Here is a 15,188-nt window from a genome sequence, read left to right as displayed (position 1 = left end):
GCATCTGGTGTACCGAGGTGATGCTATCGCAGGCAAGCCAGCTCCCACATTAGAGATTTGTCGCTTTCGGGATTATGTACATTCAATCCTCTGTTCTTTTTGCAAAGCGCCGCAAATCCAGGGTCATCGGCAATTCATCATTGATCACCACACTCGGCACCGGCAATTTCCCCGGGCTGTGCCCCAGGCGGAAAAACCGCGCCATCCGCCGGCTTTCAGCTTCGTTGGCATTCACCGGCAGGCTGTCATAATTACGCCCGCCCGGATGGGCGACATGGTACTGGCAACCACCCAGCGAGCGCTGCATCCACGTGTCCAAAAGATCAAATACCAGCGGCGCATGCACCGGGATGGTCGGCTGCAAACAGTTGGCCGGTTGCCAGGCGCGATAGCGCACACCGGCGACAAACTCGCCGACGCGTCCGGTGGGTTGCAGCGGCACCGGGATGCCGTTGCAGGTCAGCAGGTAACGCTGGGGCGGCAGGCCGCTCAACTTGACCTGCAAGCGCTCCAGGGACGAATCCACGTAACGCACCGTGCCGCCCACGGCGCCCTCTTCACCCAGCACATGCCAGGGCTCCAGGGCCTGGCGCAGTTCCAGTTCGATACCGCTGACGGCGTAGTCGCCGACCTTGGGAAAACGGAATTCCAGGTGCGCGGCAAACCATTCGGCCCGCAGCGGATAGCCGGCAGCGTTCAACTCGACGATCACGTCGGCAAAATCCTGCTCGATAAAGTGCGGCAGCAGGAAACGGTCGTGCAGCTCCGTGCCCCAGCGCGCCAGCTTCGCCGGCGCATAGGGTTCACGCCAGAAACGCGCCACCAGCGCCCGCAGCAGCAGTTGCTGGGTCAGGCTCATGCGCGCGTGGGGAGGCATCTCAAAGGCGCGCAATTCCAGCAGGCCGAGGCGCCCGGTGGCACCGTCGGGCGAGTAGAGCTTGTCGATGCAGAACTCGGCGCGGTGGGTGTTACCGGTGACGTCGATCAGCAGGTTGCGCAGCAGGCGGTCCACCAACCATGGCGGGCATTCCTCGCCCACGTCGGGCATCTGGGCGAAGGCGATTTCCAGTTCGTACAACGCATCGTTGCGCGCTTCGTCGACCCGTGGCGCCTGGGAAGTCGGGCCGATGAACAGGCCGGAAAACAGGTAGGACAGCGACGGGTGGTTATGCCAGTAGCTGATCAGGCTGCGCAGCAGATCGGGGCGCCGCAGGAACGGCGAGTCCTTGGGCGTAGCACCGCCAAGCACAAAGTGGTTACCGCCGCCGGTGCCGGTGTGGCGGCCGTCGATCATGAATTTTTCAGTGGTGAGGCGGGTTTGCCGGGCTTCTTCGTAGAGAAACTCAGTGCGCTCCACCAACTCGTCCCAGGTGGCGGACGGCTGCACGTTGACCTCGATCACACCCGGGTCCGGCGTCACCCGGAAGTTGCTCAGGCGCGGGTCGCTCGGCGGCTCGTAGCCTTCCAGCAGCACCGGGCAATGCAGTTCTTCGGCGGTGGCTTCGATGGCGGCCACCAGTTCCAGATAATCCTCGACCCGCTCCAGCGGCGGCATGAACAGGTACAACCGGCCTTCCCGCGCTTCGGCGCACAGGGCGGTGCGGGTCAGCCAGTCGGCAGACTCGTCGATCTTCGGGACCCGGTCTGGGCCGGTGGCCGCCTCGCCATGGCTTTGCAGTTGTGAGGTGGTCGGCAGCTCAGCCAAATCCTGGTTGGGATCGACGGGATGCACGAACGGATAATCCGCCGCCGTCACCCACGGCTGCGAGGCGAGTGGCAGGCGATAACCCAGGGGAGAATCACCCGGCACCAGGCGGCAGTGGTTGTCCCGCAGGTACCAGCGGCCGCTCTGCCAGCGGTCATTGGCCGCCGTGCGTGCCAGCGGCAGCACCTGGCCGATGACTTTATCCAGGCCCTGACTGAAGACCTTGCGCAGGCGGTCGCGCTCAAGTTTGTCGTCCAGGCGCGGATCTTCGGCGCTGACGTTTTGCGGCAAGGCGCCTTCGCGCCACAGGTAATAGAAATTGTCTTCGTAGGCCGGGAATACAAAATGCGTAGGCAGCTTCAGGCGTTCGGCGACGCTGGCCAGAAACCGCCCGGCCATCACGCCGTCGGCGCCGTAGCTTTCCTGCTCATCGGCGATCAGCGCGCTGTTGTGCCAGATCGGCACCCCGTCGCGGCGCCAGTAGCAGTTGAGGGACCAGCGCGGCAGTTGCTCGCCCGGGTACCACTTGCCCTGGCCGAAGTGCACCAGCCCCTTGGGCGCGTAGTGCTTGCGCATGCGCTGGAACAGCTCGGCGGACAATCGGCGTTTGTCCGGGCCCAGGGCGGCGGTGTTCCATTCGGCGCCGTCAGGGTCGTCGATGGAGACAAAAGTCGGTTCGCCGCCCATGGTCAGGCGTACGTCGTCCTTGAGCAGGTCGCCATCAATCTGCCGGCCCAGCGCCTGAATCGCCAGCCATTGCTCTTCGGTGTAGGGCTTGGTAACCCGTGGGGCTTCCCAAATCCGTTCTACGGACATCTCGTGGGTAAATTCGCACTCGCACGGCTCCACCAGACCACTGATGGGCGCCGCGGAAGACGGATCAGGACTGCAGGCCAACGGGATGTGGCCTTCACCGGCGAACAAGCCGGAGGTGGCATCGAGGCCGATCCAGCCGGCGCCGGGCAAATACACTTCGCACCAGGCGTGCAGGTCGGTGAAGTCCACTTCGGTGCCGGACGGGCCGTCGAGGGCTTTGACGTCGGCGGTCAGCTGGATCAGATAGCCGGACACAAACCGCGCCGCCAGCCCCAGGTTACGCAGCAGTTGCACCAGCAGCCACGCCGAGTCGCGGCACGAGCCGGAGGCATTTTCCAGGGTGAATTCCGGGGTTTGCACGCCCGGCTCCATGCGGATCAGGTAGCCAATATCCGCCGCCAGACGCTGATTGAGCCCTACGAGGAAATCCACGGCCGGCAATGGCGTACGGTCGATACCCGCCAGATACGCGGCAAATCTCGGGGTCAGCGGCAAGGTTTCCAGGTACGGCGCCAGCTCGCGCTGCTCATCGGCGGCATAGCTGAAGGGGATTTTTTCGGCGTAGGGCTCAAGGAAAAAATCGAACGGGTTGAACACCGCCATCTCGGCGACCAGGTCGACCTCGATGCGCAACTCGTCGGTCTTTTCCGGGAATACCAGACGCGCCAGGTAATTGCCCTGGGGGTCTTGCTGCCAATTGATGAAGTGCTGCTCCGGCAGCACTTTCAGCGCGTAGGACAAAATCCGCGTGCGGCTATGGGCCGCCGGACGCAGACGAACAATCTGTGGGCCGAGTTCGACCGCGCGGTCGTAGCGGTAATGCGTAACGTGGTGCAACGCGACATGAATCGACACGGCGGCCTCCTGCGAGCCAGGGCATGGAAACAAAGCGCGCAAGACTTATGCCAGAGCAGCGGTCATTGCGCTTTATCGTGAGACCCGGTGCAGTACAGCACCAAAACGGCGCGATGGCCGCCGTCGTGGTGCGAGGGTTGCACATATTTGTGGCGGGAGTGTGAGGATGGGTGGTGAATCTACCCAGTCAGGCCGCTTTAGCCGCTTCACGCAGCCGCCGCACTTCAGCCAGTTTCCTCACCATCGACCGATAGCCCTTGCTGTTGATCAGCAACAACCCGAGCAATGGCCAGAACAGGCATTCGCTGTAGATAAACCAGTGCGGACGGTATTGCAGCGTCGGCAATACCACCAGCAGGCACACCACAAAAAACACCACCATGCCCCACACAGCCCACGTGTGCCCGCGCACAACCAGAAAGTTGCTGTTGGTCACGAACAGCGCAGCGAACAACACCACGAACCAGGACACGGTTGCATTGGTGGCCATGGGGACGTCGGCAAAATAGGTGCTCGCCGCCAGGGAAATTGCGCCGGAACCGCCGAGGCAGCCGGCGAGAATCACACCGATGAACGACGGGAAATGTTCAAGCAAAAACGGCTTTAACGATGGGACGCCACTCATCACTCGGTTTCCTCGTACAAGCCAATCGCAAAAGTTTTGGCCTGCTTGTAGTTGTCTGAGCGCTTCAGCCCCCAAACGCCTAACCCGGCACTGAAAGCATCGCCGATCTGAACGATGGTGGCGTGCTTGAGCTGGGTCGGAGTGAAGCGCTTGGGCAACTCACCACTCAGTTGCAAGAGCTTGCGCATCTTGGTCGACATCTGCGGGTCGGCGATTTTCAGCAGTTCTTTGGTCAATTTTTCCCGTTCATGACCATTGAGACCTTTAAGCACCTGGCGCAGGCTTTTGCCGGTGGCTGCACGGGTCACATTGATCAGTTTTACAGTGGTCAGGGTCGATGCCCCCACGCCCACCAAAGCGGCGCCATCCATGATTTTTGTGGCGTACTGGTACCACTCTTCGTTATCCAGATAGTCATTCATGCCCGGGTTGACGATTTCATTGCGGGTACGAAACGCGCCTACCAGGCAGGATGCGGTACTGGCAGTGGCGCTGGCATAGCCGATGACGGTCATGACCGAACTCGCACCCGCAGTAAACGGCACGGCAATGGTGCCGCTCAATACAACCAACCAGCCAATGATCGCGCCACCGCAGGACAGGGTGGTGTTGATGGCTTCGCCAATCAGTCGCCCTTCTCGCGGGTTGTTTATGACCTGGTCGGCGAACTGGGCCGGGGCGATGTATCGCTGCGCCTCGCGCACAATGATCCGCTTAGGTTGGAGGCTGCAGATCGGCTTGAATTCGCGCAGGGTGATGACGTTGAAATCCGCGTCGATATACACCACGCCCGCGCCAACAATGCCAGGGTCGGCGTCAATGGCGGCAAATATCCGGGGCAGGTTGATTTCACTTTCGATGCGCTGGCGCGCCATGAACTGGGAGCGGTTGGAGTCCATGCCGATGCCAAGCAGGGGGCTGCTCATGGGGGTGTTCTTCCTTGAGATGATGCTGAGCTGACTGACCCCATCGCGGGCAAGCCCGGCTCCCACATTTGGAATGCATTCTCCTGTGGGAGCCGGGCTTGCCCGCGATGGCGATTTGATGGGCGCCACCTTAACAAACAGGCTACCCACCCGCTAGAAAGCAAAACGCCAGCACGAGGCTGGCGTTTTGCGATTCAGGCGGCGATCAACGCGGCACGACCGGCTTGCGGGCTGGCTTCTTGCCTTTGCCCTTGGCCGCGTCGGTGCGTTCCTTGGCGGCCTGCTTGTTGCGCGCCATGGCCGCGGCCTTGGCTTGCTCGCGCTTGTCCCACGGGTTGCTGCCGTCACTGCCACGCGGCGGCAAGCCGGTGTGCTGGGTGAGGATCTTGGTGGTGGTTTCCTTCGCCACCTTGTGGCTGCCAGCCGGCGTCGAGTTCTTGCGACGGGCGCTCTGGTAGCTGTCGGTGGACGGTTGGTGCAACGGAATCAGTTGCTCCTTGCCCGGCCCGATCAGGTCGGCCCGGCCCATGCGGGTCAAGGCTTCACGCAGCATCGGCCAGCCTTTCGGGTCGTGGTAGCGCAGGAAGGCCTTGTGCAGACGGCGCTGTTCTTCGCTCTTGACGATGGTCACCGCGTCGCTCTTGTAGGTGACCTTGCGCAGCGGGTTCTTGCCCGAGTGGTACATCGCCGTGGCGGTGGCCATTGGCGAGGGGTAGAACGCCTGCACCTGGTCGGCGCGGAAGCCGTTGCCCTTGAGCCACAGGGCCAGGTTCATCATGTCTTCATCAGTGGTGCCCGGGTGGGCGGCGATGAAGTAAGGAATCAGGTACTGCTCCTTGCCCGCTTCCTTGGTGTACTTCTCGAACATGCGCTTGAACTTGTCATAGCTGCCAATGCCCGGCTTCATCATCTGGTTGAGCGGACCTTCCTCGGTGTGTTCCGGGGCGATCTTCAGGTAGCCACCAACGTGGTGGGTCACCAGCTCTTTGACGTACTCCGGCGACTCGACCGCGAGGTCGTAGCGCAAGCCGGAAGCGATCAGAATCTTCTTTACGCCCGGCAATGCACGGGCGCTGCGGTACAGCTGAATCAGCGACGAGTGGTCGGTGTTCAGGTTCGGGCAGATACCCGGGAACACGCAGGATGGCTTGCGGCACGCAGATTCGATTTCCGGGCTCTTGCAGGCAATGCGGTACATGTTCGCGGTCGGGCCGCCGAGGTCGGAGATGACGCCGGTGAAGCCGGGCACCTTGTCGCGGATCTCTTCGATTTCGCGAATGATCGACTCTTCGGAACGGTTCTGGATGATCCGGCCTTCATGCTCGGTGATCGAGCAGAAGGTGCAGCCGCCAAAGCAGCCACGCATGATGTTCACCGAGAAACGGATCATGTCGTAGGCCGGGATCTTTTCCTTGCCGTACGCCGGGTGCGGAATACGGGCGTAAGGCATGCCGAACACGTAGTCCATTTCTTCGGTGGTCATGGGAATGGGCGGCGGGTTGAACCACACGTCCACTTCACCATGCTTCTGCACCAGGGCGCGGGCGTTGCCCGGGTTGGTTTCCAGGTGCAACACGCGGTTCGCGTGAGCGTACAAAACCGAGTCACCACGGACTTTTTCCACGGACGGCAGACGGATAACCGTCTTGTCGCGGGTCATGCGCGGGCTGGCCAGGATCTGTACGACCTTGGCTTCTTCCGGGTCTTCCACCGGGCCCTTTTCCTGCTCGATGGCGCAGGCCTGGGTGTCCTGGGTGTTCACGTACGGGTTGATGATCTTGTCGATCTTGCCCGGGCGGTCGATACGGGTGGAGTCCACTTCGTACCAGCCTTCAGGCGTGTCACGGCGAATGAACGCGGTGCCGCGCACGTCGGTGATGTCTTCAATCTTGTGGCCCCACGACAGGCGCTGGGCAACTTCGACGATGGCCCGCTCGGCGTTGCCGTACAGCAGGATGTCGGCGCAGGCGTCGATCAGGATCGAGTTGCGTACACGGTCCTGCCAGTAGTCGTAGTGGGCGATGCGGCGCAGGGAGGCCTCGATGCCGCCGAGTACGATCGGCACATGCTTGTAGGCTTCCTTGCAGCGCTGGCTGTAGACCAGGCTGGCGCGGTCCGGACGTTTGCCGGCCATGCCACCTGGGGTGTAGGCGTCATCGGAGCGGATTTTCTTGTCGGCGGTGTAGCGGTTGATCATCGAGTCCATGTTGCCGGCCGCGACGCCGAAGAACAGGTTCGGCTCGCCGAGCTTCATGAAGTCGTCTTTGGACTGCCAGTTGGGCTGGGCAATGATCCCGACGCGAAAGCCCTGGGACTCCAGCAGCCGGCCGATGATTGCCATGCCGAACGACGGATGGTCCACATACGCGTCACCGGTGACGATGATGATGTCGCATGAATCCCAGCCAAGCTGATCCATCTCCTCCCTGCTCATCGGCAGGAATGGCGCAGGACCGAAACATTCGGCCCAGTACTTGGGATAGTCAAATAACGGCTTGGCTGTTTGCATGACGGTGACCGGTGTTGAGATGAAAAATCGCGGGCGCGGAATATAGCACAAAATTTGACCAATTCCGACCTTTGCAGTCGGAATTGGTGGGACGACTATTTACTCGTCTTCGAAGTTATAGCTGCCCGGCGCCAGGTTTTCGAAGCGGGTGTATTTACCGATAAAGGCCAGGCGCGTGGTGCCGATCGGGCCGTTACGCTGCTTGCCGATAATGATTTCGGCGATGCCTTTATGCTCGGTTTCCGGGTGGTACACCTCGTCCCGGTAAACGAACATGATCACGTCAGCATCCTGCTCGATCGCTCCGGATTCCCGCAAGTCGGAGTTGATCGGGCGCTTGTTGGGACGTTGCTCCAGGGACCGGTTGAGCTGCGACAGGGCAACCACCGGGCAGTTGAATTCCTTGGCCAGGGCCTTCAACGAGCGGGAAATCTCGGAAATCTCGTTGGTCCGGCTGTCACCGCTGGAGCCCGGGATCTGCATCAGCTGCAGGTAGTCGATCATGATCAGGGCGATGTCGCCGTGCTCACGCACCAGGCGTCGGGTACGTGCGCGCATTTCCGACGGGCTGATGCCCGCGGTGTCATCGATGAACAGCTTGCGGTCGTTGAGCAGGTTGACCGCCGAGGTCAGGCGCGGCCAATCGTCGTCTTCCAGGCGACCGGCACGCACCTTGGTCTGGTCGATGCGGCCCAGGGACGACAACATACGCATGATCAGCGATTCACCTGGCATCTCCAGGGAATAAACCAGTACGGCCTTGTCGCTGCGCAACACGGCGTTTTCCACCAGGTTCATGGCGAAGGTGGTTTTACCCATGGACGGACGGCCAGCGACGATGATCAAGTCCGCGGGCTGCAAGCCGCTGGTCATGCCATCCAGGTCGGTGTAGCCGGTGGACAGGCCGGTGATGGCGTTGTCGGTGTTGAACAGGGTATCGATACGGTCGATCGCCTTGGTCAGCAGGTCGTTGACGCTGACCGGGCCGCCGGTTTTCGGCCGGGCTTCGGCGATCTGGAAGATCTGCCGTTCGGCCTCGTCGAGGATCTCTTCAGCGGTGCGGCCTTCGGGGTTGAAGGCGCTGTCGGCGATCTCGGTGGCGATGCCGATCAACTGGCGCAACGTGGCCCGCGCACGGACGATCTGCGCATAGGCCTTGATGTTGGCGACCGATGGCGTGTTCTTCGCCAGTTCACCCAGGTAACCCAGGCCGCCCACTTGGGACGTCTGGCCTTCCTTGTCCAGTTGCTCGGCCAGGGTCACCACGTCGATCGGTGAGTTCTGGTCAGCCAGCTTGGCAATGGCGCGGAAGATCAGGCGGTGGTCATGACGGTAGAAATCGCCGTCCGAGACTTGATCCAGCACGCGCTCCCAGGCGTTGTTGTCCAGCATCAAGCCACCGAGCACGGCCTGTTCGGCCTCGATGGAATGCGGCGGCACCTTCAGGGCAGCGGTTTGCAGATCATATTGCTCAGGAGCGGAGATATCGTTCATGGCCACTTGGAATAGTTGGAGAATCAGGGGCTACAGAAAAACAAAAGGCACGACCTGTAAACAGGATCGTGCCCGATGTTAACCGCCCGGCACGCGAGGTGCCAGTCAGTTAGGTACTGCTTAAGCAGCTACCACAACAACGCGTACGGTTGCTTCGACTTCAGCGTGCAGGTGCACGGCTACATCGAATTCGCCAACGTTGCGGATGGTGCCGTTCGGCAGACGAACTTCGCTCTTCTGCACTTCAACGCCGGAGGCGGTCAGTGCATCAGCGATGTCGTGGGTGCCGATCGAACCGAACAGCTTGCCTTCGTCACCGGCGGTGGCAGTGATAGTCACTTCCAGCTCAGCCAGTTGGGCAGCGCGAGTTTCGGCCGAAGCTTTTTTGTCTGCTGCTGCTTTTTCCAGCTCGGCACGACGCTCTTCAAACGCAGCCAGGTTGGCAGCGGTTGCAGCGGTGGCTTTGCCGTATGGCAGCAGGTAGTTACGACCGTAGCCGGCCTTAACGTTCACTTTGTCGCCCAGGTTGCCCAGGTTGGCGACTTTTTCCAGAAGGATCAGTTGCATGTGAAAATCCTCTAACTTTTAACCTTCACCGTTCGCGTTATCGGCGTCTTTCGGCGCCAGACGACCGCGAAAATCAATCAGGCCGTCGACAATGGCCAAGACCACGAGTAACGGATAGATCAGCTGCATGAACAGCAACAGCGTTACGTACAACCCCACCAGCCAGAATCTGCCCAGTCGCTTTTGCGCCACCAGCCCATGAATCAGGGACAGGCCGGCGAATACCAGCGGTACGCTGCACAACGGCACCAACAGCGCCAGGCCAAACGTCGGCCCGACCACCATGAACGCCAGCAGCAACATCGCGGGTCCTGCGGGGATTCTGATACTGCGAAACTCGCGACCAAAACCGCCCGGGTTATACAACAACGCCTGCCAGTAACGCCCAAGAATCAGGCTCAGCACGCTGACGATCTGCAACAAGGCCGCAATCAGGCCGGTAAGCATCGGTGCAATCACTGACGCGAGACGCGCTCGCTCCTCTACCGATAACTGCTGGTAGAGATCCCCGAGGGCCAGCGGCAGGATCTTTATGATCTCCTGCGCCAGCGCCTCGATTTGCGGGCGGAAAGCCGCGCCAAGCGCCAGTGAATACACCAACCCCAATGCCACGCTGACCAGCAGCGTACGGACCCAGGACTCACTTGCGCGTAAAACCAACGCAAGGGTCGATGAACCGAGCAGTACCAGAAGTACCCGTGGATCATCGAATTTCAACCACCAGACCAAGGCCGGCAGTATTCCCAGGGCAAGAACGCCAAGGGCGTCCTTCAAACCGCGCCGCAGGAGCACAAGGCAACCTGCAGCAGCACCCAACCAATACAACAACGGCAATGCTGCACATCCAGCCACTACCAGAGTGGCCTGCACACGACCGCGCATGATGAACTCAGCTAAGGCGCGCATGCATTCAATCCCTTACTACTTGTCGACTGCCCGGTCTCAGCGGCCGTGGCTGTCGGTGTAGGCCAGCAGGGCCAGGAAGCGGGCGCGCTTGATAGCGGTGGCCAGCTGACGCTGATAACGAGCTTTAGTACCGGTGATGCGGCTTGGAACAATTTTGCCGGTCTCGGATACGTAGGCTTTCAGAGTGTTGAGATCTTTGTAATCGATCTCCTTCACGTCTTCAGCGGTGAAGCGGCAGAATTTACGACGACGGAAGAAACGTGCCATTTGATAGGCTCCTTAAAAGGTCCGTGGATTACTCGTCAGCGTTATCGCTGTTGTCGCTGTCATCACTGTCAGCGCTTTCAGCGCCTTCGTGCTCAGGACGGTCGCGACGCTCACGGCGCTCACTGCGGTTTTCTTCAGCCTTGAGCATCTCGGATTGGCCGGTAACGGCTTCTTCGCGACGGATGACCAGGTTACGGATCACTGCATCGTTGTAGCGGAAGTTGTCTTCCAGCTCGGCCAGGGCCTTGCCAGTGCACTCAACGTTCAGCATCACGTAGTGAGCCTTGTGAACATTGTTGATTGCGTAGGCCAGTTGACGACGGCCCCAATCTTCCAGACGGTGGATTTTGCCGCCGTCTTCTTCGATCAGCTTGGTGTAACGCTCTACCATGCCGCCGACTTGCTCGCTTTGATCCGGGTGGACCAAAAAGATGATTTCGTAATGACGCATGAATGCTCCTTACGGGTTGTAGCCTGCCGCTCAAAAACGGTCAGACAAGGAGTGAATGACACTTATGGATCTTGCCGAAGGGAGGCACATGCGTGCCTGCCATGAAGGCAAGGGGCGCAATTGTAGAGAAGGGGGAGAAAGGGCGCAAGGTGATTGGTGATTATTTGAACAGTCACCCCACCCCACAAAAACAAATGTGGGAGCTGGCCTGCCTGCGATGACAATGGCACAGGCAACATCTCTGCTGACTGACACACCGCCATCGCGGGCAAGCCCGGCTCCCACAGGGTCCTGCGTCGTTCTTAAGCCTTATTTCTTGGCTTTGGCCTTGGCGCCACGCTGGCGCTGGGCTTCGAACAGGCAGACGCCCGTTGCGACTGAAACGTTGAGGCTGCTGACGCTACCGGCCATCGGCAGGTGCACCAGGTAGTCGCAATGTTCACGGGTCAGGCGACGCATGCCTTTGCCTTCGGCGCCCATGATCAGGATGGTCGGGCCGGTGAGGTCCTGGTCATAAATGCTGACCTCGGCCTCTCCCGCCGTACCCACGACCCACAAGCCGCGCTGCTGGAGTTTCTCCAGGGTACGCGCCAGGTTGGTCACCGCCACCAGCGGAATCACTTCTGCCGCACCGCAGGCGACTTTACGCACCACCGGCGTCAAGGTGGCCGACTTGTCTTTAGGCACGATCACCGCCAGTGCGCCGGCAGCATCGGCCGAACGCAGGCAGGCACCCAGGTTGTGCGGATCGGTCACGCCGTCGAGCACCAGCAGCAGCGGCGCGCCTTCGGTGCGATCGAGCAGCTCGTCGAGCATCGCCTCGCCCCAGACCTGGCTCGGACTTACGTCCGCGACCACGCCCTGGTGAACGCCTTCGACCCAGACGTCCATTTCACGACGCTCGGCCTGGCCGATAGCAACCTTGTTTTGATTGGCCAACTCGACCAGCGCTTGTACACGCGGCTCACTACGGCCTTCTGCCAACCACACCTGCTTGACGCGTTTCGGGTGGTGACGCAGCAACGCTTCTACGGCGTGAACGCCGTAGATTTTTTCCAGACTCATGACTTGGCCTTAGGTTTGCGCGACCCGCCGCTTTTCGCGGGGGCCGAACCCGCTTTTGGCGGGCCTTTACGGTGTTTACTCGGCTTGCTCGACGGCTTTTCCGCCTCGCGGGACTTTCCCCCAGACGCCGCTTTACCACCGCTTTTGGCTTCGTTGAGCAACTGCTGCTTCAACTCGCGGCTCTTGCGCAGCTCGGCGTTTTTCGCCGCGGCATCGCTAGGGCGGTAGGCTTCGGGGGCCTTGTCCTTGGCAGACGAGCGACGAGCAGGCTTGGCTGGCGCAGGCTCGGCGACCGCTGCTTTCGCAGGACCCCCTTTGCCTTTGGCGGCCGGCGTTGCAGTTTCGCTGCCACGTTTTTTACGGCCCGTCGGTTCGACAGGCTTGTCTGGCATGCCGAAGTCGATCTTGCGCTCGTCGAGGTCGACGCGCATGACCTGCACTTCCACGGTGTCACCCAAACGGAAGCTGCGACCGGTGCGCTCGCCCGCCAGGCGGTGATGCACAGGGTCGAAGTGGTAGTAGTCACCCGGCAAGGCGGTGACGTGCACCAGGCCCTCGACGTAGATATCGGTCAGCTCGACGAACAGGCCAAAACCGGTCACCGCGGTGATCACACCCGGGAACGACTCGCCCACGCGGTCTTTCATGAACTCGCACTTGAGCCAGTTCACCACGTCGCGGGTGGCTTCGTCAGCACGGCGCTCGCTCATGGAGCACTGCTCGCCCAGCTGTTCCAGGGCCGCTTCGTCGTACGGATAGATCCGTGCCTTCGGAATGGTCATGGCACCGGCGCGCTTGACGTGCGGGGTGTTCTGCTTGGAATGGATCACGCTGCGGATCGCCCGGTGCGTGAGCAAGTCCGGGTAACGGCGAATCGGCGAGGTGAAGTGGGTGTACGCCTCATAATTCAGGCCGAAGTGGCCCTGGTTATCAGCGCTGTACACCGCCTGGCTCAGGGAGCGCAGCATGACGGTCTGGATCACGTGGTAATCCGGACGGTCCTTGATGCTCGCGAGCAGAGCCTGGTAGTCCTTCGGCGTCGGGCCGTCCTTGCCTTTGTGCAGGGACAGGCCGAGCTCACCGAGGAACGCGCGCAACTTCTCCAGACGCTCCGGCGGCGGGCCGTCGTGCACCCGGTACAACGCAGGAATCTCGTGCTTCTTCAGGAATTCTGCGGTGGCCACGTTGGCGGCCAGCATGCATTCCTCGATCAGCTTGTGAGCATCGTTACGCGTGGTCGGAGTGATCGCGGCGATCTTGCGCTCGGAACCGAAGACAATCCGGGTCTCCTGGGTTTCGAAGTCGATCGCGCCACGCACGTGACGAGCGCCCAGCAACACCTTGTACAGCGCATAGAGCTGCTTGAGGTGCGGCACGACATGGCCGTACTCACCGCGCAAGGCTTTGGCTTCGCTGGTTTTCGGCTGTTCCAGGATGGTGCTGACCTTGTTGTAGGTCAGGCGGGCCTGGGAGTGGATCACCGCTTCGTAGAACTGGTAGTCGGTCATTTCGCCGGTTTTCGAGATGGTCATCTCGCACACCATGGCCAAACGGTCGACTTTCGGGTTCAGGGAGCACAAACCGTTCGACAGCTGCTCAGGCAGCATCGGGATCACGCGCTCGGGGAAGTACACCGAGTTGCCGCGCACCTGGGCTTCGTTGTCCAGGGCCGAACCGATCTTCACGTAGCTGGACACGTCGGCAATCGCGACGAACAACTTCCAGCCGCCGGAGAACAGGCGCAGTTTGCCGGGCTTGGCTTCGCAGTAGACCGCATCGTCGAAGTCGCGGGCATCTTCGCCGTCAATGGTGACGAACGGCAGATGGCGCAGGTCGATGCGTTTCTCTTTGTCTTTTTCTTCAACTTCAGGCTTGAGCTTGGAGGCTTCTTTCAGCACCGCCTCAGGCCAGACGTGGGGGATATCGTAGGTGCGCAGCGCAACATCGATTTCCATGCCCGGCGCCATGTAGTTGCCGACTACTTCAACGATATCGCCCTGTGGCTGGAAGCGCGCAGTTGGCCAGTGGGTGATTTTCACCTCGACGAACTGACCGACCTTGGCGGCGCCATTGCGGCCCGGGGTGATCAGCACTTCCTGCTGGACCTTCGGGTTATCCGGCACGACAAAGCCGATGCCGCCTTCTTCGAAGTAACGGCCAACGATGGACTCGTGAGCACGGGACACCACTTCGACGATCACGCCTTCGCGGCGACCGCGACGGTCGAGGCCGGAAACGCGCGCCAGGGCACGGTCGCCATCGAACACCAGGCGCATTTGCGCCGGGCTCATGAACAGGTCGTCGCTGCCATCATCCGGGATCAGGAAGCCGAAACCGTCACGGTGACCGGCGATGCGACCGAGGATCAGGTCGAGCTTGTCCACAGGCGCGTACGTGCCACGGCGGGTGTAGATCAACTGGGCATCGCGCTCCATGGCGCGCAGGCGGCGACGCAGGGCTTCGAGTTGGTCTTCGGTGGTCAGACCGAATTCTTCAACCAGCTGCTCGCGGCTAGCAGGCGAACCCCGATCGGCGAGGTGCGCCAGGATCAGTTCGCGGCTAGGAATAGGGTTTTCATATTTTTCCGCTTCACGAGCGGCCTCGGGATCGAGGGACTGCCAATCGGCCATTAGAGAGTTTTCACCTTGTCTATATGCGGGTTAGTTTGGCATACGCGTATTGAAACGGGAAATTTCAGGTGTCAACAAGCCCGTAAAAGCACTTTGTAGCCCTTGGAATGCACCTTGCGCGACCGCCCACGAAATATTCCAGACTTTTTTCATGGCAGGGCTTTACAGCAGAAAATAGCCTCCGTATAGTGCGCGCCATCGACGACGGCAACGTTGTTGATGCTGCCCAGGTGGTGAAATTGGTAGACACGCCAGCTTCAGGTGCTGGTGATCGCAAGGTCGTGGAAGTTCGAGTCTTCTCCTGGGCACCAATTTCAAACTCAAGGTTCTTCCTCGAGTCTCCAAAAACCCGCGAAAGCGGGTTTTTGCGTT

The 15,188-nt window shown here is 60.8% G+C and carries 11 protein-coding genes and 1 tRNA gene; 1 reads left to right on the top strand and 11 read right to left on the bottom strand.

Annotated features, from left to right (window positions below):
- Positions 1-82: 82 nt before the first annotated feature.
- From JFV30_RS31735 to rnr, 11 genes are all read right to left on the bottom strand, one after another.
- On the bottom strand, positions 83-3,376 hold the full coding sequence (locus tag JFV30_RS31735; RefSeq protein ID WP_201126023.1) for a transglutaminase family protein: 3,294 nt from the start codon (positions 3,374-3,376) through the stop codon (positions 83-85).
- Between the two features lie 187 nt (positions 3,377-3,563).
- On the bottom strand, positions 3,564-4,001 hold the full coding sequence (locus tag JFV30_RS31730; RefSeq protein WP_201126022.1) for a hypothetical protein: 438 nt from the start codon (positions 3,999-4,001) through the stop codon (positions 3,564-3,566).
- Positions 4,001-4,927 carry an NAD synthetase gene (locus tag JFV30_RS31725; RefSeq protein ID WP_201126021.1) on the bottom strand — a complete coding sequence of 309 codons (927 nt, stop codon included), beginning with the start codon at positions 4,925-4,927 and terminating at the stop codon, positions 4,001-4,003. The genes JFV30_RS31730 and JFV30_RS31725 overlap by 1 nt, the downstream gene beginning before the upstream one ends.
- A gap of 205 nt (positions 4,928-5,132) precedes the next feature.
- Complete coding sequence (locus JFV30_RS31720) at positions 5,133-7,436, bottom strand: YgiQ family radical SAM protein (protein WP_169386502.1); 2,304 nt, start codon at positions 7,434-7,436, stop codon at positions 5,133-5,135.
- 99 nt (positions 7,437-7,535) lie between these two features.
- A complete protein-coding gene (gene dnaB, locus JFV30_RS31715) occupies positions 7,536-8,930 on the bottom strand; it encodes a replicative DNA helicase (RefSeq protein WP_003217484.1) in 1,395 nt (464 codons plus the stop codon).
- 120 nt (positions 8,931-9,050) lie between these two features.
- Positions 9,051-9,497, bottom strand: coding sequence for a 50S ribosomal protein L9 (gene rplI / locus JFV30_RS31710; protein ID WP_003171376.1), 447 nt, complete (start codon positions 9,495-9,497; stop codon positions 9,051-9,053).
- 18 nt (positions 9,498-9,515) lie between these two features.
- On the bottom strand, positions 9,516-10,403 hold the full coding sequence (locus JFV30_RS31705) for a hypothetical protein (RefSeq protein WP_010173874.1): 888 nt from the start codon (positions 10,401-10,403) through the stop codon (positions 9,516-9,518).
- Positions 10,404-10,439: 36 nt separating this feature from the next.
- Positions 10,440-10,670, bottom strand: a complete 231-nt coding sequence (gene rpsR / locus JFV30_RS31700) for a 30S ribosomal protein S18 (protein WP_002551829.1) — start codon at positions 10,668-10,670, stop codon at positions 10,440-10,442.
- 28 nt (positions 10,671-10,698) lie between these two features.
- Complete coding sequence (gene rpsF / locus JFV30_RS31695) at positions 10,699-11,121, bottom strand: 30S ribosomal protein S6 (RefSeq protein WP_003217491.1); 423 nt, start codon at positions 11,119-11,121, stop codon at positions 10,699-10,701.
- A gap of 309 nt (positions 11,122-11,430) precedes the next feature.
- Complete coding sequence (gene rlmB, locus JFV30_RS31690; RefSeq protein WP_003217493.1) at positions 11,431-12,186, bottom strand: 23S rRNA (guanosine(2251)-2'-O)-methyltransferase RlmB; 756 nt, start codon at positions 12,184-12,186, stop codon at positions 11,431-11,433.
- Entirely contained in the window at positions 12,183-14,816 is a 2,634-nt protein-coding gene (gene rnr / locus JFV30_RS31685) for a ribonuclease R (RefSeq protein ID WP_201126020.1), read from the bottom strand. Before rnr ends, rlmB begins: the two co-directional genes overlap by 4 nt.
- A gap of 224 nt (positions 14,817-15,040) precedes the next feature.
- Between rnr and JFV30_RS31680 the strand changes: the two genes are divergently transcribed.
- Positions 15,041-15,127, top strand: a tRNA-Leu gene (locus tag JFV30_RS31680).
- The last annotated feature ends 61 nt before the right edge of the window (positions 15,128-15,188 follow it).

The organism is Pseudomonas sp. TH32 (assembly GCF_016650855.1).
Taxonomy (GTDB): Bacteria; Pseudomonadota; Gammaproteobacteria; order Pseudomonadales; family Pseudomonadaceae; genus Aquipseudomonas.
The sequence above is the reverse complement of the archived record's forward strand: the minus strand, read 5'-3'. Positions and strand labels throughout refer to the sequence as shown.